The sequence below is a fragment of the Streptomyces sp. NPDC051555 genome (genome assembly GCF_044454405.1).
Lineage (GTDB): Bacteria > Actinomycetota > Actinomycetes > Streptomycetales > Streptomycetaceae > Streptomyces.
In genome coordinates this window covers 19,028-39,348 of record NZ_JBITDP010000031.1, presented here as the reverse complement: position 1 = coordinate 39,348, position 20,321 = coordinate 19,028, and the positions used below count along the sequence as shown (strand labels likewise).

Below are 20,321 nucleotides of genomic sequence, written 5' to 3'. Positions count from 1 at the left end.
CAGTTGTGCGTACATCCCGGGCGGTCTCACGGACGGGTGCGTCCCGGGATGTACGTCGGATCTGCGTACGGCCCGGTCAGACGTTCCAGACCCCGGTGGCCGCCGCCTCGCGGGCGAAGTCGGCGAAGTCCTTGGGCTTGCGGCCCAGGGCCTCCTCGACCCCGTGCACCAGGTGCGCGTTGCGGCCGTCCAGGATCATGGTGAACAGGTCGGCGAACTCCTCCGGGAGGTCGTTCTCCCGCAGGACGGCGCGGTACTCCTCGTTGGTGACCGAGATGTACGTGATCTCCCGGCCGGTGGCCTTGGTCAGTTCCGCCGCGACGTCGGTGTAGCTGAGCAACCGCGGGCCGGACAGCTCGTAGGTCTTGCCGATGTGCTTGTCGTCGGTCAGGGCGGCCACCACGACGTCGGCGATGTCGTCGACGTCGACGAAGGCCTCCACGGCGTCCCCGGTCGGCAGGGCGATCTCGCCGGCCAGGACGGGCTCCAGGAAGAAGCTCTCGTTGAAGTTCTGGTTGAACCAGCTGGACCGCACCACGGTCCAGTCGGCGCCGGAGGCCTTGAGGTTGTCCTCGCTGACCTCCGCGGCCTCCTCGCCCCGGCCCGAGAGCAGCACCAGGCGGCGCGCGCCGCTCGCGACGGCCAGCTTGGAGAACTCGCCGACCTGCTCGGCGGCACCCGGGAAAGCTAAGTCCGGGTAGTAGGTCACGTACACCCGGCTGACGCCCTCCAGGGCCGCGGTCCAGGTGTCCGGCTGGTTCCAGTCAAAGGCCGGCTCACCATGGCGCGATCCGACCCGGACCGGAAGTCCCTGGGCGGTGAGTTTTTCCGCGACGCGGCGCCCGCTCTTTCCGGTGCCGCCGATGACGAGGGTGATCTGCGCGTTCTGCGTGTTCTGCGTGTTCTGAGTCATGAGTACAGTCAAGTCCAGTCTCGCGAGACGGGCCATAGCCACGAAGCTCTCCTCCATACGCGTGCGTCTACGGCCTGGGCCCGCGACAGGGGGCGTGGAGTACGTGGCGGCGGCGGGAACCCTCGAATCGTAGGCATGCCTTACCCGCCCCTGCCACAGCCTCCCCAGCCCCCCTCGACCCCGCCTTGAGCCGTCGACGAGCGACTCCCGAAGCGATCTCCGGCGATGTCCGAGCAGCTCCCGCGCCGCCCTCCCGGCGCGCCTCCACCCGGCCCCCGACGCTCCCCCAGCGACCCTCCACCCGGCCTGGACCCGTTCTGTACGGCGGAACTTGAGTGATCCTCAGGCGCGCGCCGACACCATCGGGCCGTGGAAGACCGCAGCGAGGTCCGGGAGGCCCCATGAACCCCACTCCGGAGCATCCGGAGCTCGACCAGTTGTCCGCCGACCTCGGCGGTCTGCTCGGCCGGATCGGGCTCGACCCGGCCCGGGAACGGACGGAGCGCCGGGACCGCATCGACATCCGCTTCGCGACGGTGGCCGCCCGCCACCCGGTGCGCATCGCCGCGCGCGATACCGAGGAGCAGGCGACCTACCTCGAACTGGACTGGCTCGCCGACGAGATCGCGCGCAAGCTGTCGGGGCGCACGGGGCCGGGGCTCGCGGTCGCGGTGCGCGCCCGGCGCTCGTGCATGTCGGCGGGCGCCGTCGTGGGCGCACTGCGCTCGGGAGCGGCCGTACTCCCGCTGGAGCCCGGTCACAACGCGGGGCTCCAAGAATTCTTGATGCGGGACGCCGGTGCGTCGCTCGTCGTTTCGGACAGCGGACTGCTGCGCGACGAGATACCCGTGGCGAAGGCCGGCCCCTTCGTCATCGCGACCCGCCCGCGGGGCGCCGGCGCACCGCGCGAACTCCCGCAGGACTCCGCCTTCCTGGCCCTCCCCTCCGGCGGCGGCAACCCCGGCCGGGCACTGTCCGTGGACCCGGTGACGCACGGGGAGGTGCTGTCCTGGGTGGACAGCATCGTTCCGCTGTTGGAGGCGGGACCGCAGGAGGTGTGGACGTCCTTCCACTCGCTGAGCCTGGACCTCGGCATGCGCGAGATATGGGGGCCCCTGCTCTCGGGCGGCCTCGCGGTCGTCGTCGACCAGGACACCGGGGCGGACGCCCGCGAGTTCGCCGAGCTGCTGGAGGACCAGCAGGTGACGGTGCTGACCCAGCTGCCCTCCGGGTTGGCGCGGCTCACCGGGGCCGCCGCGCGCGGGACGACGCTGCCCGCGCTGCGGCACGTACTGCTGTCGGACGAACCGGTGGAGGAGCGGGTGCCCGCCGCCTGGCGTGCCTCGGGGATCGCGCCGTGGGCCGTGGTGTGGGAGGTCTCGGGATCACCCACCGTGCGGTGAGCCGACCCGGCCTTACGGTCCCCAGGGGGCCTACGGGGCCTACGGCGCGGTGACGCTGCGGCGGTCGAGGGCGCGGGCGATCCGTGCTTCCAGCGCGATGCGACGGTCCGGCCACTCCGCCGCCGTGATCGAGAACACCGCGGAGTCACGGAGCCGCCCCTCCTCGCCCGGCGCCCAGGACCGGGACCAGTTGCGCAGCACGCCCTCGAACCGGGCGCCCACCCCCTCGATGGCCGCGCGCGACCGTGCGTTGCGCGCGTCCGTCTTGAGGTCGAGCCGGTCCACGCCCCACTGCTCGAAGGCGTGCCGGAACAGCAGGTACTTGGCCTCCGCGTTGATCCCCGTGCCCTGGGCCGACGACGCGAGCCAGGTGAAGCCGACCTCCACGGCGGACAGTCCCCCGCCCGGTAGGTAGCACCGCGGGTCCAAGTAGGCCGTGGCGCCGACCGCCCGGCCCGACGCCCGGTCGACCTGCACGTACGGGGCCACCGTCCCGTCGGCGGCCCGGCCGAGCTGCGTGTCGACGTACCCCTCGACCTCGGCGGCCTTCGGCACCCAGGTGAAGCCGTAGGAGCTCCGCTCCTCCTCCACCGCCACGGCCAGGTCCACCGCGTGACGCGGCTCCAGGGGTTCCAGGCGCACCAGGGCGCCCTCCAGAACCGGTCCCTGCAACGTGAAACTCATCGATCACCACTCCTGTGCGGCTGCGACACGGACTCCGCGGAGCACGGCCGCGCGCCCCGGACCTGCAGGGTTTCAGAGCCGCCGGGATCTTGTCGCGCGCATTACACACGGCGGGGCCTCAGACGTTCCCCATCCCGCCGCACACGTTCAGCGCCTGCGCCGTGATGGACGCGGCGAGGTCCGTGGTCAGGTACCCGACCAGGCCGGCCACCTCCTCGGGGGTGGAGTAGCGCCCCAGCGGGATCCGCGCCTCGAACTGCTCCTGCACGTACTCCTCGGTGGTGTCCCACACCTGCGCGTAACCGCTGCGCACCAGGGCCGCGGTGGGCGTCTCGACGTACCCGGGGCAGACCGCGTTCACGGTGACCCCGAGCGGGGCCAGTTCCTTGCCCAGCGCCTTGGTGAAGCCGACGACGGCGTGCTTGGCGGCGGAGTAGGGGGCGCCGAGCAGGACGCCCTGCTTGCCGGCGGTGGAGGCGATGTTGATGATCCGGCCCCAACTCGCGGTGCCGAGCCCGCCCTGGGCGAGTACCTCGCGGGTGACGAGGAAGACGCTGTTGAGGTTGGTGTCGATGACCTCGTGCCACAGCTCGTCGGTGAGGTCGGCGGTCGCACCGCCACCGCTGCGGCCCACGTTGTTGACGAGGACGGAGATCGGCTCATCGAAGGCGAGGGTGGCCGCCGCCACCAGCTCCGCCACCGACGCGCGGTCGCGCACGTCGGCCGCCACGCCCTCCACGTCCAGCCCTTCGGCCCGCAGGTCCTCGACGGTCTGCTTCACGGCCGCCTCCGTGCGCGCGCAGAGGAACACCCGGTGACCGCGCGCACCGAGGTCCCTGGCGATGGCCAGTCCGATGCCGCTGGTCGCTCCGGTGACCAGGGCCACGGGCCGTTCGGGGGCTCTTCTCGTCTCCGTCGGCTGTGCCTTCATCGGGGCGCCCTCCCATGCTCGCGTTGACGTGACGACGTTCGCGGAGGGGACTCGGGGCCCGCCGGAAGAAAGATGGAGAAACGGTTCCGTACCCGACAACGAGGCCCGGGCGCGGGCGCTCCGACGCGGTCAGGCTTCCGACGCGGTCAGGGTTCCGGGACGGTCAGGACGGCAGGACGGCCTCGGCCGCCAGTCGGAGATTCCGGATCATCGGATTCGGGTCGCCCTTGCGGCTGACCAGGACGACCTGGCTGGGGGGAGCCCCCTCGATCGGGACGGTGACGAGGTCGGGGCGCAGCGAGCTGCGCCGATCGCCGACCGGTAGCACGGCGATCGCCCTGCCGCTCGCGACGAGTTCGAGCTTGTCCTCGTAGCTCTCGGTGCTCCCGGTGCTCTCGATGCTCCCGGTGCTCCCGGTGCTCCCGATCGGCGGCATTCCGGCACCGAGGATCCGGTAGGAAGTCCAGCCCTCGCTCTCGAACGCGCACGGCGCCGCCTCCTCGCCGGCCAGTTCCTCCGCGGTCACCGACGCGCGGTCGGCAAAGCGATGGCCCTGGGGGACCACTAGCATCCGGGGCTCCTGGTACAGCGGGGTGATGGACACGTCGTCGGCGGCGAGCGGCAGCGGGGCCCGCCCGATCAGGGCGTCGACGCGCTTGTCGGACAGCGCCCCGACGTCGCGGCAGCTCAGGTACCGGGTGGCGATCTCGGCGTCCGGGTGACGGCGGCGCAGTTCCCGTACGGCCGCCGTGATCACCAGGTCTTCCACGTACCCGATGGCGATGCGTGCGGTCTCGGCCTCTTCACGCACGGCCAACTCGGCCTGGCGGGCGGCCTGTAGCAGGGCGTGTGCCCGGGGGAGGAACTTCTGGCCGGCCGGAGTGAGCAGGGTGCCCTGGGGTACGCGGTCCAGCAGCCGTGCGCCGAGATGCTTCTCCAGGCGTTGGATCTGGCGGCTCAACGCCGGTTGGGCCACGTGCAGGTCGGCGGCGGCCCGGCCGAAGTGCTGGTGCGCCGCCACCACGGTGAAGTAGCGCACCAGCCGCAGTTCCAGGTCCTGTCCGAGGTCGTTCACCGGTCCAGCGTACGCGTCATGCCGTTTCGGAATGATCAGGTTGCCGAACCGGTCTTGGACGGCGATGCCGTCATCCGCCTTGACTGGAGGAGCAACGGAGCAACGTTTCCCCGAGAAAGCGACAGGCGCGATGAAGGCTATCCAGTTCCACGAAGCGGGCGGCCCGGAAGTTCTGCGGTACGACGAGGTGCCGGTTCCCGAGATCGGCCCGGGCGAGGTGCTCGTCCGGGTGCACGCGGCGGGCATCAACCCGCCGGACTGGTACCTGCGCGAGGGCATGAAGGTCATGCCGGTCGAGATGCGGCCGGCGCTCACGTTCCCCCTGACCCCCGGCACGGACCTGTCGGGCGTGGTCGAGGCGGTCGCTCCCGACGTGCTGGGGTTCGCCGTCGGTGACGAGGTCTTCGGCATGCTGCGGTTCCCCGGATTCGACGGCCGGACCTACGCCGAGTACGTGGCCGCGCCGGCCTCGGACCTGGCCCACAAGCCGGCCGGCATCGACCACGTACAGGCGGCCGGGGCGCCGATGGCCGTGCTGACGGCCTGGCAGTACCTGATCGATCTCGGCCACGACGTGCCGTCCGCCTTCACCGGCCAGGTGCACCGGCCGGTGCCGATCACACCGGGGATGACCGTGCTGGTCAACGGGGCCGCCGGTGGAGTGGGCCACTTCGCGGTGCAGTTGGCGAAGTGGAAGGGGGCACACGTCATCGCGGTGGCCTCGGGCCGGCACGAGCAGTTCCTGCGGAAGCTCGGCGCCGATGAGTTCATCGACTACACCACGACGCGGGCCGCGGACGTGGTCGGCGACGTCGACCTGGTCATCGACACCGTCGGCGGCCCGGACAGCTCGCGCTTCCTGACCGTGCTCAAGCGCGGAGGCACCATGCTTCCCGTGTTCTTCGCCCAGTACGACCCGGAAGAGACGGCGCGCCTGGGCATCGCGGTCTCGACCCTCCAGGTGCGTTCCAACGGCCCCCAACTCGCCGAGATCGGGAGCCTGTTCGACGCCGGCACGCTCCAGGTCGGGGTGGACAGCACCTACCCGCTGCCCGAGGCGGGCAGCGCACACACGCGGGCCGCGCACGGCCACATCCAAGGGAAGATCGTGCTGACGATGGTCTCGTGATCACCGTGTCGGCAGGACCTGGTCCGCGAGCTGGTCCTGGGCAGGCCCGTACCGTCGCCTCGGGCGGCGCGAGGCGCGGCCCGATGTCGACCGCTGGCACCTGATGTCGCGAGTCACGAACACCCGTCTATCGTCCGTACGGATGAACGACGACGATGTGACGCCCTACGCCCCCCACGACTCCGTCGAGGGCCTGCTCCAACGGGGGCGCGGGCTGGGCGCCGTCCGCGCGCTGGAGGGGCCCGGCGAGGCCGCACCCTTCGTCTACGACAGCGTCCGGCGGGACTGGCGGTGGGACGGTACGGACGACCGCGCCCGCTACCTGGCCGGGCTGGTCCAGGACCTGGGGCTGGCGCGGGGCCCGGTCGTGGAGTTGCTCGGCGGGGACGAGCGGCAGTGCGAGCGGGCCGCCGAGGTGCTGGAACTGCTCGCGCTCGGCGGTTGCGACGAAGCGCGGGAGGCGCTGCGCCGGTACGTCCGGGAGGGCCCGCACTGGGTCGACCGGCTGGAGTCGCTCGCCATGAGCTGGCCCGCGCAATGGTGGGAGGACCTGGGCGCGGTCGCCCGGGCCCGGATCGGCGCCGAGCCCGAGCCACCCTGGTTCACCGAGCCGTGGACCCGGTTCGGGATCGAGGTCCAGCGACCGGACCCGGGGCCGGTCGCCCACGACCTCAGCGGCCTGACGGACGGCGAGCTGCTCGACCTGCTGGCCGGGGTCCGTCCCGCGGCCGGCGGCCGGATCGAGGCCCTGCGCGAGCTGTCCCGTCGGGATCCCGTGGAGGGGCTGATCCCGCTCGTGCCCTCGCTCGTCACGCCGGGCGGCGGCCGTCCCCTTCCCCTGCTCAGGCGGGCCGTCGGCCACCTCGGCCCGCTCGCCCTACCGGCCGCGCGCCGCTGGGTGAATGACGAGCGGGAGTGGCTGGCCCAGCTCGGCTCGGAGGTCCTCGCCGACCACCTCGGCCCGGAGGTGATACCGGTCCTGGTGGCCGAACTCGCCGACCAGTGGCGGGCCCGCGCCTGGTGCGGCCCCGACACCACGGCGAGGCGGCTGGCCCGCTTCGGGCCGGCGGCCGCCGAAGCTGCGCCGGTCCTGCGGCGGTTCTGGGTGCGCACCCCGCATTCGTACGAGCGGGCCGCCTACCTGGAAGCGCTGGCCGCCATCGACCCCGGCGGCGGTATCGACCGTGCCCACACCGAGTCCCTCTGGGACTGCGAGGAGCGCTCGCGGCTGCTGGGCATCGCCCACGCCCCGTCGCGCCCCGACGTCCTGGAGCGGATCGCGGCGCTGCGCGACGACCCGATGGACAGCGCGGAGGTGCGTGCCGCGGCCGGGACCCGACTGGCCGCCGCGCGAGCGTCGTCCTAGGGGGGCGTCCGTCGCCCCTCTCGACGGGCGGCGCGTGCCGCGCGATCCTGGTGTCCGGGTCCGGTGACGGGGGGTCACGCGTGAGGGCGTTCGACGTGGTCGAGCCCGTGCTCGCCGCCACCTTCCTCGGGCTGGCCTACCGGACGGTGCGCACCAGCGGCGTCGGGCTGCGGGTGGCCGTGCTGGTCATGGCCGTCTTCAACGCCGGGTTGCTGTGGACCCTGGCCGATACCGGGCCGTCCTGGTCGGTGCCGGTGGTGGCCGGGTTCTCGTTGGTGTGCGCGGTGTTCAGCTCACTGGCCGCGATGCGGACCCTGGTCGCCCGGATCTCGTACATCGACGCCGCGGGCTACGAGCGGATCATCGAGCGGGCCGAGGCGCAGGAGGACCCCCAAGTGCTGGGGCTCTGCGTGCTCTTCACCGGCACCCTGGCCGTGACCACCTTCGCCGGCGACGCGCAGCCCGACGGGAAGATGCACCACCTGGTCGCCTCGGACCGCTGCTACTTCTGCCTGGTGGAGGACCGGATGCGGGCCTGGCTGGGGGATCGGGCGCCGCTGGTCGAGGAGTACCGCGCGCAGCTGCGGGCGGGCCACAGCCGGCACTTCCTGGCCAAGCGGCGCTCCCCGCAGGAGCCGTGGACGGGCCGCTTGCGGGACCGCCTGGCCTACCGGCTGCCGAAGGTGCGACCGCCCTGCGACGTCCACGACCCGCTCTTCGCCGGGCGTTAACGGCGTTAACGCCGTTAACGCTTCGTCGCTACCGCTTCCAATGCTCCGCGGCCCGGCGTCGGTTCACCGCTCCTCCGGTGAAAGCAGCAGCCGCTTCTGGGGTTTGCCCATCGCGTTGCGCGGCAGCGAGGCGACGAACCGGACTTCGCGCGGGCGCTTGTGCACCGAGAGGTGGGCCGCGACGAAGTCCGTGAGCTCGGTCGCGCCGACGCCTTCGGCGACGACGAAGGCCACGATGCGCTGGCCGAGGTCGGTGTCGGGGACGCCGACCACGGCGGCCTCGCTGACGGCCGGGTGGTCGAGCAGGGCGTTCTCGACCTCGCCCGCGCCGATCCGGTAGCCGCCCGACTTGATCATGTCGATGGAGGCCCGGCCGACGATGCGGTGGAGGCCGTCCGCGTCGATGGCCGCGATGTCGCCCGTACGGAACCACCCGTCCTCGGTGTAGGAGGCGGCCGTGGCTTCGGGCCGGCCGAGGTAGCCGCTGAACAGGGTGGGGCCGGTGAGCTGGAGTTCGCCGATGTCGGCCCCGGGCTCGGCGGCGATCCGGGTACGGACCCCCGCGACCGGGGTGCCGACCGTACCGGGGCGGGGCACGGCGTCCGCCCGGGCGCTGAGCGTGATCAGGGTCTCGGTCATGCCGTAGCGCTCCAGCGGCGCGTGGCCGGTGAGCCGCGCCAGCGAGCGGAAGACGGGGGTGGGCAGCGGCGCGCTGCCGGATACCAGCAGCCGGGCCCCGGAGAGCGCCGCGGCGGCGGCCGGGTCGGCCGCGATCCGGGACCAGACGGTGGGCACGCCGAAGTACAGGCTGCCGCCCGCCGCGGCGTAGGCCGCGGGGGTGGGGCGGCCCGTGTGGACCAGGCGGCTGCCGGTGCGCAGGGCGCCCAGGACGCCGAGGACCAGGCCGTGGACGTGGAACAGCGGCAGCCCGTGGACCAGGGTGTCCTCGGCGCTCCACTGCCAGGCGTCGGCGAGGGCGTCGAGGCCGGCCGCGAGGGCGGTGGCGGTGTGGACGACGCCCTTGGGGGCGCCCGTGGTGCCCGAGGTGTAGAGGATCAGGGCCGGGTCGTCGGGCCCGGCGGTGCAGGGCACGGAAGCGGCGGCCCGGCGGGCGAAGTCGACCTCGACGAGCGCGGCGCCGGAGTCGCGCAGGATGTGCTCGCGCTCGGCGGGCCCCGCGTCCGGCGGCAGGGGCACCACCGGCACCCCGGCGAGCAGCCCGCCCACCACGGCGGCGACGGTCTCCAGGGAAGCGGTCGCGGTCACGGCGAAGGCGGGGGCTCCGGCCACGTCGGCGGCCACCGCGCGGGCCGCGCCCAGCAGGTCTTCGTACGAGGTGGAGCGGCCGGCGATGGTGACCGCGTCCGCGCGGTCTCCGTGGATGCCGTGCAAGGCCTTGAGCAGCACCGAGGGGTCCCCTGTCCGTCGTCGACTGCGTCCCAGGGTGTCAGACGGCGGGGCGCGCAACGACATGCGGGCGGGCGGACGGGCGGAAACCTCCCGCCCGCCCGCTCGCCCTTCCCCAGGAGTCGACCCGAGGAGTCGACCCAAGGAGTCGACCTGCGGAGTCGATCTATCGACCTGTCGGCTATCGGCCGACAGGCCGGTCGACTAGATGATGCCCTGGGCCAGCATCGCGTCCGCGACGCGCTCGAAGCCCGCGATGTTGGCGCCCGTCACGTAGTCGCCGGGGGCGCCGTAGCGCTCCGCCGTCTCGTGGCAGACCGCGTGGATGTCACGCATGATCCCGGCCAGCTCCTGCTCGACGCGCTCCGCGGTCCAGGAGACGCGGGCCGCGTTCTGGCTCATCTCCAGGGCGCTGACGGCGACGCCGCCCGCGTTGGCGGCCTTGCCCGGGCCGAAGGCGACACCGGCCTCCTGGAAGATCCGGACCGCTTCCGGGGTGGTGGGCATGTTGGCGCCCTCGGAGACGGCCTTGACGCCGCCCGCGATCAGGGCGCGCGCGTCCTGGACGTCGAGCTCGTTCTGGGTGGCCGAGGGGAACGCGACCTCCGCGGGGACCTCCCAGACCCGGCCGCCGGGCACGAAGCGGGCCGAGCCGCCGCGCCGGGCCGCGTAGTCGCTGACGCGACCGCGCTCGACCTCCTTGATCTGCTTGAGCAGCTCGATGTCGATGCCCTTCTCGTCGAGCACGTAGCCCTGGGAGTCGGAGCAGGTCAGCGGGTGCGCGCCGAGCTTGTGCAGCTTCTCGATCGTGTAGATCGCGACGTTGCCGGAGCCGGAGACGACCGCGGTGCGGCCCTCCAGGCCGAGGCCCTTGAGCTTCAGCATCTCGGCGGCGAAGAGCACCGCGCCGTAGCCGGTGGCCTCCGGGCGGATCGCGGATCCGCCCCAGCCTCGGCCCTTGCCGGTGAGCACGCCGGCTTCCCAGCGGTTGGTGATGCGGCGGTACTGGCCGAAGAGGTAGCCGATCTCGCGGCCGCCGACGCCGATGTCACCGGCGGGGACGTCGGTGTGCTCGCCGATGTGGCGCTGGAGCTCGGTCATGAAGGACTGACAGAAGCGCATCACTTCGGCGTCGGAGCGACCACGCGGGTCGAAGTCGCTGCCGCCCTTGCCGCCGCCGATGCCGAGGCCGGTCAGGGCGTTCTTGAAGATCTGCTCGAAGCCGAGGAACTTCACGACGCCGATGTCGACGGACGGGTGGAACCGCAGGCCGCCCTTGTACGGGCCGAGCGCGCTGTTGAACTCGACGCGGTAGCCGCGGTTCACCTGGACGTGGCCGTGGTCGTCGGTCCACGGCACCCGGAAGATGATCTGCCGCTCCGGCTCGCAGAGCCGCTCGACGAGTCCCGGCACCGCGTACTCGGGGCGCGCGGCGAAGACGGGCGCGAGGGTCTCCAGTACCTCTCGCACAGCCTGGTGGAACTCCGGCTGGGCCGGGTTGCGGCGCTCGATGTCCGCGCGCAGCGCGTCCAGCCTGGCCTTCGAGTCCTTGGGGTCCTTCACGGGCTCGTCCTCCTCGGGAGTGTGGTGCGCACGGGTGCGGTGGTCGCGGCGGCAGTCCTTCAGCCGTGGCCGCGCCACGTCCCCGTGGACCGGAATCGGCTGTTCGGGGTGCGGTCCCAGCCGGAGGGTACCGTGCCGGGGGGCTGCTCAGACATGCCGTCCGACCTGCGGAACAATGCCGAAAGTACTACGGTCAGCACCGCGGTTTCGACCCTGTCGGGACGACCCCGGACGATCCGCCAGACTTCGCTGTCCGGAGTTGTTCCTTTCGTTTCACCTTCCGTTTCACCTTTCGTCCCACCCGTCCCGCCCCTCTCTCCGCTCTCTCTCATACCGGCGGGTTCCCGTGCTTGCGCGACGGCAGGTCGGCGTACTTCGACCGGAGCATCGACAGGGACCGGATGAGGACGGCGCGGGTCTCCTGCGGGTTGATGACGTCGTCGACGAGGCCGCGCTCGGCCGCGTAGTACGGGTGCATCAGCTCGGTCGTGTACTCCTTGATCTTCTGCGCGCGCATCGCCTCGGGGTCGTCGGCGGCGGCGATCTCCCGCCGGAAGATCACGTTGGCCGCGCCCTCCGCGCCCATCACCGCGATCTCGTTGGTGGGCCACGCGAGCGCCAGGTCCGCGCCGATCGAGCGCGAGTCCATGACGATGTACGCGCCGCCGTACGCCTTGCGCAGCACGAGCGAGATCCGCGGGACGGTGGCGTTGCAGTAGGCGTAGAGCAGCTTCGCGCCGTGCCGGATGATGCCGTTGTGCTCCTGGTCGACACCGGGCAGGAAGCCGGGTACGTCGACCAGCGTGACCAGCGGGATCGAGAAGGCGTCGCAGAACTGCACGAAGCGCGCGGCCTTCTCCGAGGCGTGGATGTCGAGGACGCCCGCGAGGGCGGCGGGCTGGTTGGCGACGAAGCCGACGACGTGGCCGTCCATCCGGGCGAGCGCGCAGACGATGTTCTGCGCCCAGGCGGGCTGGACCTCGAAGAACTCGCCGTAGTCGACGGTCTCCTCGATGACCTTGCGGATGTCGTACGCCTGCTGCGGGTTGGCCGGGACGATCTGCTCCAGCGCGTCGTTGGTCCGGTCGACCGGGTCGTCGCAGACCTCGCGGGGGGCGCTCTCGCGGTTGTTGGAGGGCAGCAGCGAGAGCAGGTGGCGCACATCCTCCAGGCAGCTCGGCTCGTCGTCGTAGGCAAAGGCGGCCACGCCGGACACGGAGGCGTGCACATCGGCGCCGCCGAGGCCGTTCTGGGTGATCTCCTCGCCGGTGACGGCACGGACGACGTCGGGGCCGGTGATGAACATCTGGGAGGTCTCGCGGACCATGAAGACGAAGTCGGTCAGCGCGGGGCTGTAGGCGGCGCCGCCCGCGCAGGGGCCGAGCATCACGGAGATCTGCGGGATGACGCCCGAGGCGCGGGTGTTGCGCTGGAAGATGCCGCCGTAGCCGGCGAGCGCGCTGACGCCCTCCTGGATACGGGCCCCCGCGCCGTCGTTCAGCGAGACCAGCGGCGCCCCCGCCGCCTCGGCGAGGTCCATCACCTTGTGGATCTTCTCGGCGTGGGCCTCGCCCAGGGCGCCGCCGAAGATGCGGAAGTCGTGCGCGTAGACGAAGACGTTGCGGCCGTCGACGGTGCCCCAGCCGGTGATCACGCCGTCGCTGTAGGGCTTCTTGTCCTCCAGCCCGAAACCGGTCGCCCGGTGCCGGCGCAGGGCCTCGATCTCCTGGAAGGAACCCGGGTCGAGCAGCAGATCGATGCGCTCGCGCGCGGTGAGCTTGCCCTTGGCGTGCTGGCGTTCGGTGGCCCGCTCGTCGGGCCCGGCGACGGCCTGGGCCTTGATCTCGGCCAGTTCGGCGGCTCGGTCCAGAACCGGTATGGGCGGGGCTTCGGGAGCCATGGTCATGTGGATCCTCCAGGTCTGAAGGCCGGATCCAGCCACCGTCACCCCAGCCCCTCAAGAGGCCTTGGAGACCTGCTGGACCCCGGCCCCGGCCGGGGTCGGGTCTGTGGGCCTGTTGCGCCATCTCCCCTTCGGGAAAGGGGAGTAGCGTTCTCGGTGTCCCGGCCAGAACGGAGTCCCGCATGACCGAGCAGTACGACCCCGTCCGTCAGACCTCCACTCCGCAGACGTTCTCCCAGCGCGCCCGCACGGCACGGGACCGCGCCGGTCTGACCAGGCCCGTCGCGGGCGGCTTGGTGGGCCGGTCCCCGGAGTGGATCAAAGGAATCGAGTCGGGCGCCATCGGGATGCCCCGGCTGCCCATGCTCATCCGCCTCGCCGCCCTCTACGAGTGCGACGTCGCCGACCTCACCGGTGACGACCGGATCGCTGCCGCCACGTACACGAAGTCCGCACACTCCGGCCTACCCGCCGTCAAACGGGCGCTGACCACCTACCGGCTCACGCCCGCCGATGTCGAGCCGCAGTCCGCCGAGGTGCTGCATGCGCGCGTGCGGCAGGCGTGGCGGCTCTGGCACGGTGACGGCGACCACCGCTCGCGGGTCGCCCGCCTCCTGCCGGACCTCCTCGCGGACACCCAACACGCGTCCCGCGCCCTCGAAGGCGTGGACCGGCGCAGCGCCCTCGTCGCGCAGGCGCAGACGTATCACCTGGCCCAGCTCTTCCTCGCGTTCCAACCCGCTCCGGAACTCGTCATGATGACCGGCGACCGGTCGATGACCGCCGCACAGGACGCCGACAGTCCCCGCGCGATCGCCGGCGCCGCCTGGTACATGAACCACTTCTACCGCGATGCCAACGAGGCGGCGGACGCCCGCGTCGAACTCGCCGAACAGGCGGCCTCATTGCTCCGGCAGGACGACGAAGGGGAACTCGCCCGTTGGGGCCTGCTCCAACTCGCGGTGGCGCTCAGCTTCGCGAAGGTCGGCCGCGCCGGGCTCGCCTGGCGCTACTGGGACCGCGCGAACGACGCCGCCGGGCGCCTCGGCGAGGACTACGCGCACCCGTGGCTGATCTTCGGCCGAGGCGTGGTGAACGCGTACGCCCTCACCATGCACAACGACCTGGTGCAGCCGGGCAAGGCCCTGGAGGTCGCGGCGGCCCTGGACCTCGACACGGTCCCGTCGCAGACGCGCCGCTCGTACCACCTGATCGAAATGGCCCGGGCCCACGGTCTCCGGGGCGAGGGCGTGGCCACCGTCGCACTGCTCCAGAAGGCCCGCGCGACCTCGCCGGAGACGGTCCGCTTCAACATGCACACCCGCATGGTCCTGCCCGAACTGGCCAGGACGGGCCCCCGTACCGTGCGGGCCGACGCCCGCTCGCTCGCGCTGGAACTCGGCATCGCCGTCTGACCCGGGAGGGGCAGGAATCCTCCCCCTCGGTCAGGGGACAGGAACCGTACCCCTCCCCCGCACCCGGGGCTCCTACGGTCGTCACACCACCCGGTGACGACGACAGGAGCCCCCGTGGAGCACAGCGAGCAGACGCGGACGACGGAACCCGTAGCGGCGGCGGCCCGGGAGCTGGTGGCCCGGGCCCTCGTTCCGTACGGGGAGCGCCCGCCCGCCGCGGAGGTGACCCGGCTGCTCGACGAACTGACCCGCCACGGCTGGGCGTTGCACGCGGCCGCACCCCCCGGCTCGGCCTCGGAGTGGTCCCACCTCGTCGCCGACCCGCCGCGCGGCATCACGGACAGCACCCGGTGGAGCTACTGCCGTGCCGTGGCCCGCGCGCTGCGGACCCTGCTGCGCGTCCTCGAAGGTGCGGCCCGGTGACCGGGGCCGGCGGCCCGCTCTGCGCGAGGTGCGACCGTACGATCGAGGGCCCGGCCGAGACCGTCACGGTCGACGGCGGCTCCGGCGTCCGGCCCGATCAGCACGCCCATCCCTACGGGGACCCGGCCTGCAGGCCGACCACCAGGGGGCGTTGGGAGCAGCGGCTCGCGACGGACGCCGCCCGCGTCCTCGCGACCGTGACCCCGCCGGCCGAGGCGGTCGCAGTCGGCTGGGTGGACCACCTGACGGACCGCGGCGGCCTCCTCGCCCACGGCGTGCGGTGCTTCCACTTCCAGGCGGAGGGGCGGCGCGCCGCCAGCGCCGACGAGGCCCTCGCGAACTGGGACGCCGTCGTCGCCCTGGACCCGGCCCGCTCCCCCTCGGGCCACTGGGGCAAGGCGCTCTCCCTCGCCCGGGTCATCCGCGACCTGCAACGCGAGGAGGACGAACACCAGGCCCGCCGCCGCGCTCGGGCCGGCGGCGGACCGGGCCTCAGGCGAGGCTGAGGGCGAGGTCCGTTCCGGCCGGGTCCGCGGCCGGGTGCCGGAGCGGCGCTACCGGGCGCTCGGGGACGAGCGGCGGCCCGGCTCCCGTACCGGCACCGGCACCTGCACCAGCGCCGCCGCCGTGCGCCAGGCGTCGGTGACCGCGGCGCGCGCCTGGTCGGTGCGGGCCGCGACATCGCCGGTCAGCCGCACGGGAGCGCCCACGTGCACGTGCAGCGACGGACGGCGCAGGGGCGCGGTGGCCACTCCCGCCAGCTGCTTGACGGTGCTCCCGGACGAGATCCGGCGCGCACCCGCCTGGCCGACCGGCACGACGAGGGCGCCGGTGCGTTCGGTGAGCCGGGCCAGGCCGCTCCGGAACGGGCCGGGGGCCGAGTCCGCCGCGTCCGTGCGCGCGGGCAGCCGACCCTCCGCGTACATCAGCAACACCCGCCCCTGCCCGAGCGCTTCGGCGGCCGCGTCGAGTGCGGCCGAGGCGCGGGCGGTGCCACGGGCGACCGGGATGTGCCCCTCCCCGTCGAGGGCGCGCCCGAGCCACGGCACGCGCCACAGGCCCGCGGTCGCCATGACGACCGGACGGACCCCGAGCCGGTGCAGCGCGGCGAGCACCACGGCCGGGTCGGTGAGCGAGGTGTGGTTGGCGACGAGGACCGTGCCCGACCCTCCTGCGGGGGCGACCGTACCGGTCACGGACAGCCTGCCGAAGAGCGGGACCAGCGATGCGGCGGTACGGCTGAGCAAGGGGGCCTCCGGGACCGGGACGTGATGCGTGGCGCGTGGTGCGTGATCACCATCGTCCGGTCGGTGCCGCGGTCCCGTCCTGAGTGATCGTGCTCATTTCGCAGGGGTTGTGGTGCCTAGGTTCCCTCGCGTCATTGACAGGACACTGTCGAATTGACAGCATACTGACACAGGCCACGACATGGAGGACGCCATGACCCGCACCGTGCACCTCGCCGTTTACGACACCCTCGCCGACTGGGAGACCGGACACGCCACCGCCTGGCTGGCCCGCACCGGCCACGAAGTGCGTACCGTCGGCCTCTCCCCCGACCCCGTCCGCAGCATGGGCGGCCTCCGCATCACCCCCGACCTCGCGCTCGCCGACCTCCGCCCCGAGGACAGCGCCCTGCTCCTGCTGCCCGGGGCCGACCTCTGGGACGCGGGCGACGACCTGGCCGTCTTCGCCAAGGCCGCCCGGGCCTTCCTGGACGCGGGCGTCCCCGTCGCCGCCATCTGTGGAGCCACGGCGGGCCTCGCCCGCGAGGGGCTGCTCGACGACCGCGCCCACACCAGCGCGGCGCCCGAATACCTCGCCGCGACGGGCTACGCGGGCGCTGCCCACTACGCCGACACCGACGCCGTCACCACCGGCGACCTCATCACGGCGGGACCGACCGAGCCGGTCGCCTTCGCCCGTGAGGTCCTCGGCCGGCTCGGCGCGTTCGAGGGCGCCACGCTCGACGCCTGGTACCGGCTCTTCCACCACTCCGACCCGGCCGCGTACGCGGAGCTCAACGCGTGAGCCGGGCCGCGCAGGACGCGCTGTCGGGCACCGCGCTGTCGGTCTTCCGACTCAACGGCCAGTTCCTCGGCGTCTCCGAGGAACTGGCCGCGCCCGCCGGCCTCACCGCCGCGTGGTGGCAGGTCCTGGGCGCCGTGCTGCCCGAACCGCTGCCGGTCGCCGGTATCGCGCGGGCCATGGGCATCACCCGCCAGAGCGTCCAACGCATCGCCGACCTCCTGGTCCACCGCGGCCTCGCCGCGTACGCGCCCAACCCGGCGCACCGGCGCGCCAAACTCCTCGGCCCCACGGCCGAAGGACGCGCGGCGATCGCCAGGATCGAACCGGGCCACGCGGACCTGGCGGCGCGGCTGCTGCACGAACTGGGCGGCCAGGACGCCTTCGACGAGACGGTACGGGTGCTGCGCCGGCTGAGCGCGGCGCTGGACGCGGTCGCGGCGGAGCCGGGGGCCGATCCGGCCGAGTGAGCCCGGTGGGCCTCGCCTTCACCCCCGCCCCCGCCCCCGCCCCCGCGGCTACGGCTACGGCTACGACTTGTCGGCAACGGCCGCCGCGAGGCTCCAGGCCGCTCCCGCCGCACCGAGGAGTTCGGGCCCGCCCTGGTGACCGAGGAGGAGCAGGCCGCCGCCACCGGCACACGCGAGGGTGCCGAGGGCCGCGAGGCCCACGTGCACGGCCGTGCGGATGCGGTACGAGGCGCTGCGGCGGCGCTCCGCACGGCGGGCCCGGTCGAGGCGGTCGAGGATCCGCCGCTCGACGGTCCGGGCGGCCTCGTAGGCGCTGCGGCGGTGCTCGACCTCGCACTCGACGTCGGCGAGGAGTTGCTCGATGGTCGCGTCGAAGTGGAGCGGGGCGGGCGCGGTGTTCTCGGGGAGGGCGCTCATGGTGGGTATCTCCGGAAATCGCGGACGGTGATGCTCTGTCACCCCCTACGAGTACGGCCGGGCCCCGCATCGGGAATCGGGACCCGGCCGCTCACTCACAGGCCGGACCTATCGTGCGTCCCCAGCGCGCACGGTAGGTCCGACCGGGCCGGCCTCGGCGCGGCCGGCTCGGGTCATGCTTGTTCGGGCCACAGTCGATCATCCAATCTTCCGGAGGACGCGTCCTGCCGGACCACCGTGCGGGCAGGCGTCGCCGCCCGGACGGAGCCCACTGCGGGGAGCTTGGGGAAGCCCATCAGTAGGCGATCGATGTGTCGGTGCAACCATGCAAGTGCCGCGCCCAGTATCGCGACGCTCGTGGATACAGCTTCGGTCATGTCTGGCTCCCTTAGCGAAGAACGACGCCCCCTGCCGCAGTTCCCCCCGCGGCGGGGACGTGGCTGTTCTTCGCGCCATTTCGTGCGTCAGGCGGAGTGAATCTCCACCCCGGGGTACGCGACCCGGGTCCGGCAACGGTGGTGTCCGGGCCGGCGGTTCGCGTACCGGGGGGAAGAGACGACTAGCCCTCCTGGACGCCCGTGCCGCGCGGGCGATAGTGGAAGCGGTCGAGCACCTCCTCGGTGCGGAGCTTCTTCTCCGCGCGCCGGACGGCCTTGCGCACCGCCGAACCGGTCAGCCCGACGTGCCGGCCGACCTCGTCCGAGGTCAGACCGAAGACCACGGTGAGGACGTAGGCGCGGTGCTCGACCGGTTCGAGGACGTCGGCGAGGACGGCGTGCACGCTCTCGTACGCGGCCTCGGCGACGCTGTCCTCGGGCGAGGGGGCCACCGTGTCGAGGACGTCGTGGCCGGTCTCGACGAGGGTCTCCGCCCGCTTGAGGATCCGCTTGTACTCGGCCCGCGCGGTGTTGACGCATATGGTCTGGAAGTAGGCGAAGAGGTCATCGACCGTGTGTCCCGCGTCCAGGTGCTTGAACATGGCCACCAGCGCGTCCTGGTGGACCTGGTCGACGTAGCGCGGGGGAACGATCCGGTAGATCACCGAGCGGTAGCGCCGGCTCTGGGCCTCCAGCTTGTGGATCTTGTCGGTGACACTCAGACCGGAGAGGTCCTCCCGGTCCGAGCTGCGTCTCATCCAGTTCGCCCGCTTCCGGGGCGCGGGGACCCCGATCGGGTGCTCGGCGGACTGCGTCATCGGTGCGCTGCTCCGATCTCGATGTCTGCGCCAGCGGCCGGCGTCCCGAGGACGGCCGACGGTTTCATGGCTGGCACCAGGTACGAGTGCCGCGCTCCCCCGGTTCGGGAACGGACCGCCAAGATTTTTTCCCCACCCGCCCTTGCGCGACAAAACCTCTAGGCTTCCGGCGGCACCACACAGCACAGACACCACACAGCACCGACACCACACTGCACCGACACCACCAGGAGCGCGCACCGTGTTCGACCCCGCAGCAGGGCACCCGTACCCCGACGCCCACCGGCCGGACGAGGCGCCCGCGCCGCACCCGTTGTTGGGGCCGGTGCTCGGGTTCCTGGGCACCTGGCACGGGCGGGGGCGCGGCGGCTACCCCACGCTCGGCGGGGAGTTCACGTATGCGCAGGAGGTCACCTTCAGCCACGACGGCCGGCCCTTCCTCCACTACGAGACCCGGGCCTGGCTGCTGGACGCCGACGGCGCGCCGCTGCGGCCGTCGGCCCGCGAGAGCGGCTGGTGGCGGCTCCAGCCCGACGGCCGGGTGGAGGCGCTGATCACCCAGCCGACGGGCATCGCGGAGATCCTGGTCGGCCGCGCGGACGGCACCGCGGTCGACCTGGCCACCCACGAGGTGGCCCTCGCGCCCACGGCCAAGGAGGTCAACGCCACCCGTCGCCGCTACACGCTGGCCGAGGACGGCACGCTCACCTTCGTCCACGACCTCGCGGCGGTCGGCCAACCGCTCCAGCACCACCTCTCGGCGCAGTTGCGGCGCCGAGAGGGGTAGGGCCGGGTCAGGCCGAGTAGGACCGGGTCAGGCGCCGCAGATGATGGTGACCGAGAACGGCCGGTCGCTGTCGACGACGTTGTTGGCGGTCCCGGACGGCGTGGCGGTGCGGATGAAGAGGGTCTTCTCGCTCACCTTGCCCACCAGGATGGAGGAGCTGCCCGGCCCGGGATCGGTCCCGCCGTTCGTGTTGATCGTGCCCAGCAGCGCGCAGTTGGCCAGATCGGGGTAGACGTCGATGTTGTAGCGGCCGGTGCCGAACTTGCGCACCGCGCTGACGCCCGACGAGCCGAGCAGCTGCCCGTTCGCGGCGACCTTGGCCCAGACGGTGGTGGTCGGCGCGGCGTGCGCGGCCTCCCGCGTTCCCGCCGACGCCGTGGACACCGCGACCGAGCCGCCGATCGCGAGCGCCGCCACGGCGGCGCCGAGCGCCAGCTTCCTCGTTGCGTTCATGTGTGATCTCCCTGCCGAAGTCGTAACC

General features: G+C 72.7%; 21 protein-coding genes. 10 read left to right on the top strand and 11 right to left on the bottom strand.

Translation table 11 applies throughout. The features are described from left to right. Positions 1 to 76 precede the first annotated feature (76 nt). The gene (locus tag ACIBEA_RS38440) at positions 77 to 913 is read right to left on the bottom strand and encodes an NAD(P)H-binding protein (protein WP_399268009.1); all 837 of its coding nucleotides are present in this window, start codon (positions 911 to 913) and stop codon (positions 77 to 79) included. A 401-nt stretch (positions 914 to 1,314) separates the two neighbouring features. On the opposite strand from ACIBEA_RS38440, the gene ACIBEA_RS38435 reads away from it, so the two are divergent. Beyond that, positions 1,315 to 2,316: an AMP-binding protein gene (locus ACIBEA_RS38435; protein WP_399268007.1), complete on the top strand. Its 1,002-nt coding sequence runs from the start codon at positions 1,315 to 1,317 to the stop codon at positions 2,314 to 2,316. A 39-nt stretch (positions 2,317 to 2,355) separates the two neighbouring features. On the opposite strand, the gene ACIBEA_RS38430 is transcribed toward ACIBEA_RS38435, so the two are convergent. The 3 genes from ACIBEA_RS38430 to ACIBEA_RS38420 form a co-directional block, all read right to left on the bottom strand. Next, positions 2,356 to 3,000: a GNAT family N-acetyltransferase gene (locus ACIBEA_RS38430; RefSeq protein ID WP_399268005.1), complete on the bottom strand. Its 645-nt coding sequence runs from the start codon at positions 2,998 to 3,000 to the stop codon at positions 2,356 to 2,358. Between the two features lie 118 nt (positions 3,001 to 3,118). Next, the gene (locus ACIBEA_RS38425; protein ID WP_399268003.1) at positions 3,119 to 3,931 is read right to left on the bottom strand and encodes an SDR family NAD(P)-dependent oxidoreductase; all 813 of its coding nucleotides are present in this window, start codon (positions 3,929 to 3,931) and stop codon (positions 3,119 to 3,121) included. 163 nt (positions 3,932 to 4,094) lie between these two features. Beyond that, the gene (locus ACIBEA_RS38420; RefSeq protein ID WP_399268000.1) at positions 4,095 to 5,006 is read right to left on the bottom strand and encodes a LysR family transcriptional regulator; all 912 of its coding nucleotides are present in this window, start codon (positions 5,004 to 5,006) and stop codon (positions 4,095 to 4,097) included. Positions 5,007 to 5,136: 130 nt separating this feature from the next. Between ACIBEA_RS38420 and ACIBEA_RS38415 the strand changes: the two genes are divergently transcribed. The 3 genes from ACIBEA_RS38415 to ACIBEA_RS38405 all read left to right on the top strand — a co-directional run bounded on the left by ACIBEA_RS38415 (position 5,137) and on the right by ACIBEA_RS38405 (position 8,232). Next, complete coding sequence (locus ACIBEA_RS38415; protein ID WP_399267998.1) at positions 5,137 to 6,135, top strand: NADP-dependent oxidoreductase; 999 nt, start codon at positions 5,137 to 5,139, stop codon at positions 6,133 to 6,135. A gap of 142 nt (positions 6,136 to 6,277) precedes the next feature. After that, entirely contained in the window at positions 6,278 to 7,501 is a 1,224-nt protein-coding gene (locus ACIBEA_RS38410) for a hypothetical protein (protein ID WP_399267996.1), read from the top strand. Positions 7,502 to 7,581: 80 nt separating this feature from the next. Continuing rightward, the gene (locus ACIBEA_RS38405) at positions 7,582 to 8,232 is read left to right on the top strand and encodes a hypothetical protein (protein ID WP_399267995.1); all 651 of its coding nucleotides are present in this window, start codon (positions 7,582 to 7,584) and stop codon (positions 8,230 to 8,232) included. 63 nt (positions 8,233 to 8,295) lie between these two features. On the opposite strand, the gene ACIBEA_RS38400 is transcribed toward ACIBEA_RS38405, so the two are convergent. From ACIBEA_RS38400 to ACIBEA_RS38390, 3 genes are all read right to left on the bottom strand, one after another. Beyond that, complete coding sequence (locus ACIBEA_RS38400; protein ID WP_399268083.1) at positions 8,296 to 9,636, bottom strand: AMP-binding protein; 1,341 nt, start codon at positions 9,634 to 9,636, stop codon at positions 8,296 to 8,298. Between the two features lie 207 nt (positions 9,637 to 9,843). After that, positions 9,844 to 11,202: an NADP-specific glutamate dehydrogenase gene (gdhA, locus tag ACIBEA_RS38395; protein WP_399267992.1), complete on the bottom strand. Its 1,359-nt coding sequence runs from the start codon at positions 11,200 to 11,202 to the stop codon at positions 9,844 to 9,846. Between the two features lie 328 nt (positions 11,203 to 11,530). Continuing rightward, complete coding sequence (locus ACIBEA_RS38390) at positions 11,531 to 13,108, bottom strand: acyl-CoA carboxylase subunit beta (protein ID WP_399267990.1); 1,578 nt, start codon at positions 13,106 to 13,108, stop codon at positions 11,531 to 11,533. 179 nt (positions 13,109 to 13,287) lie between these two features. On the opposite strand from ACIBEA_RS38390, the gene ACIBEA_RS38385 reads away from it, so the two are divergent. The 3 genes from ACIBEA_RS38385 (at position 13,288) to ACIBEA_RS38375 (ending at position 15,449) form a co-directional block, all read left to right on the top strand. Beyond that, entirely contained in the window at positions 13,288 to 14,520 is a 1,233-nt protein-coding gene (locus ACIBEA_RS38385) for a helix-turn-helix domain-containing protein (protein WP_399267988.1), read from the top strand. Positions 14,521 to 14,634: 114 nt separating this feature from the next. After that, positions 14,635 to 14,943, top strand: a complete 309-nt coding sequence (locus ACIBEA_RS38380; RefSeq protein ID WP_399267986.1) for a hypothetical protein — start codon at positions 14,635 to 14,637, stop codon at positions 14,941 to 14,943. Then, positions 14,940 to 15,449 (top strand): hypothetical protein, encoded by a 510-nt coding sequence (locus ACIBEA_RS38375; protein WP_399267984.1) that lies wholly within the window; start codon positions 14,940 to 14,942, stop codon positions 15,447 to 15,449. Before ACIBEA_RS38380 ends, ACIBEA_RS38375 begins: the two co-directional genes overlap by 4 nt. Positions 15,450 to 15,497: 48 nt before the next feature. On the opposite strand, the gene ACIBEA_RS38370 is transcribed toward ACIBEA_RS38375, so the two are convergent. Then, on the bottom strand, positions 15,498 to 16,190 hold the full coding sequence (locus ACIBEA_RS38370; protein WP_399267982.1) for a lysophospholipid acyltransferase family protein: 693 nt from the start codon (positions 16,188 to 16,190) through the stop codon (positions 15,498 to 15,500). 193 nt (positions 16,191 to 16,383) lie between these two features. Here ACIBEA_RS38370 and ACIBEA_RS38365 point away from each other — a divergent pair, with 193 nt between their 5' ends. Further along, positions 16,384 to 16,974: a DJ-1/PfpI family protein gene (locus ACIBEA_RS38365; RefSeq protein ID WP_399267980.1), complete on the top strand. Its 591-nt coding sequence runs from the start codon at positions 16,384 to 16,386 to the stop codon at positions 16,972 to 16,974. Next, positions 16,971 to 17,441 (top strand): MarR family winged helix-turn-helix transcriptional regulator, encoded by a 471-nt coding sequence (locus ACIBEA_RS38360; RefSeq protein WP_399267978.1) that lies wholly within the window; start codon positions 16,971 to 16,973, stop codon positions 17,439 to 17,441. The genes ACIBEA_RS38365 and ACIBEA_RS38360 overlap by 4 nt, the downstream gene beginning before the upstream one ends. A 60-nt stretch (positions 17,442 to 17,501) precedes the next feature. Here the strand turns inward: ACIBEA_RS38360 and ACIBEA_RS38355 are convergent, their stop codons facing one another. Then, positions 17,502 to 17,858 (bottom strand): hypothetical protein, encoded by a 357-nt coding sequence (locus ACIBEA_RS38355; RefSeq protein ID WP_399267976.1) that lies wholly within the window; start codon positions 17,856 to 17,858, stop codon positions 17,502 to 17,504. Between the two features lie 559 nt (positions 17,859 to 18,417). Next, complete coding sequence (locus ACIBEA_RS38350) at positions 18,418 to 18,993, bottom strand: RNA polymerase sigma factor (protein WP_399267974.1); 576 nt, start codon at positions 18,991 to 18,993, stop codon at positions 18,418 to 18,420. A gap of 301 nt (positions 18,994 to 19,294) precedes the next feature. Here ACIBEA_RS38350 and ACIBEA_RS38345 point away from each other — a divergent pair, with 301 nt between their 5' ends. Then, positions 19,295 to 19,840 (top strand): FABP family protein, encoded by a 546-nt coding sequence (locus ACIBEA_RS38345; protein WP_399267972.1) that lies wholly within the window; start codon positions 19,295 to 19,297, stop codon positions 19,838 to 19,840. Between the two features lie 27 nt (positions 19,841 to 19,867). On the opposite strand, the gene ACIBEA_RS38340 is transcribed toward ACIBEA_RS38345, so the two are convergent. Further along, the gene (locus ACIBEA_RS38340; RefSeq protein WP_399267970.1) at positions 19,868 to 20,293 is read right to left on the bottom strand and encodes a hypothetical protein; all 426 of its coding nucleotides are present in this window, start codon (positions 20,291 to 20,293) and stop codon (positions 19,868 to 19,870) included. Positions 20,294 to 20,321 lie beyond the last annotated feature (28 nt).

Bases quoted from the DNA above. Each gene is read 5' to 3' on its own strand.
- ACIBEA_RS38435 (WP_399268007.1), top strand. From the start codon at position 1,315: ATGAACCCCACTCCGGAGCATCCGGAGCTCGACCAGTTGTCCGCCGAC.
- ACIBEA_RS38385 (WP_399267988.1), top strand. From the start codon at position 13,288: ATGACCGAGCAGTACGACCCCGTCCGTCAGACCTCCACTCCGCAGACG.
- ACIBEA_RS38430 (WP_399268005.1), bottom strand. From the start codon at position 3,000: ATGAGTTTCACGTTGCAGGGACCGGTTCTGGAGGGCGCCCTGGTGCGC.
- ACIBEA_RS38355 (WP_399267976.1), bottom strand. From the start codon at position 17,858: ATGAGCGCCCTCCCCGAGAACACCGCGCCCGCCCCGCTCCACTTCGAC.
- ACIBEA_RS38410 (WP_399267996.1), top strand. From the start codon at position 6,278: ATGAACGACGACGATGTGACGCCCTACGCCCCCCACGACTCCGTCGAG.
- ACIBEA_RS38390 (WP_399267990.1), bottom strand. From the start codon at position 13,108: ATGACCATGGCTCCCGAAGCCCCGCCCATACCGGTTCTGGACCGAGCC.
- ACIBEA_RS38425 (WP_399268003.1), bottom strand. From the start codon at position 3,931: ATGAAGGCACAGCCGACGGAGACGAGAAGAGCCCCCGAACGGCCCGTG.
- ACIBEA_RS38440 (WP_399268009.1), bottom strand. From the start codon at position 913: ATGACTCAGAACACGCAGAACACGCAGAACGCGCAGATCACCCTCGTC.
- ACIBEA_RS38365 (WP_399267980.1), top strand. From the start codon at position 16,384: ATGACCCGCACCGTGCACCTCGCCGTTTACGACACCCTCGCCGACTGG.
- ACIBEA_RS38340 (WP_399267970.1), bottom strand. From the start codon at position 20,293: ATGAACGCAACGAGGAAGCTGGCGCTCGGCGCCGCCGTGGCGGCGCTC.
- ACIBEA_RS38415 (WP_399267998.1), top strand. From the start codon at position 5,137: ATGAAGGCTATCCAGTTCCACGAAGCGGGCGGCCCGGAAGTTCTGCGG.
- ACIBEA_RS38350 (WP_399267974.1), bottom strand. From the start codon at position 18,993: ATGAGACGCAGCTCGGACCGGGAGGACCTCTCCGGTCTGAGTGTCACC.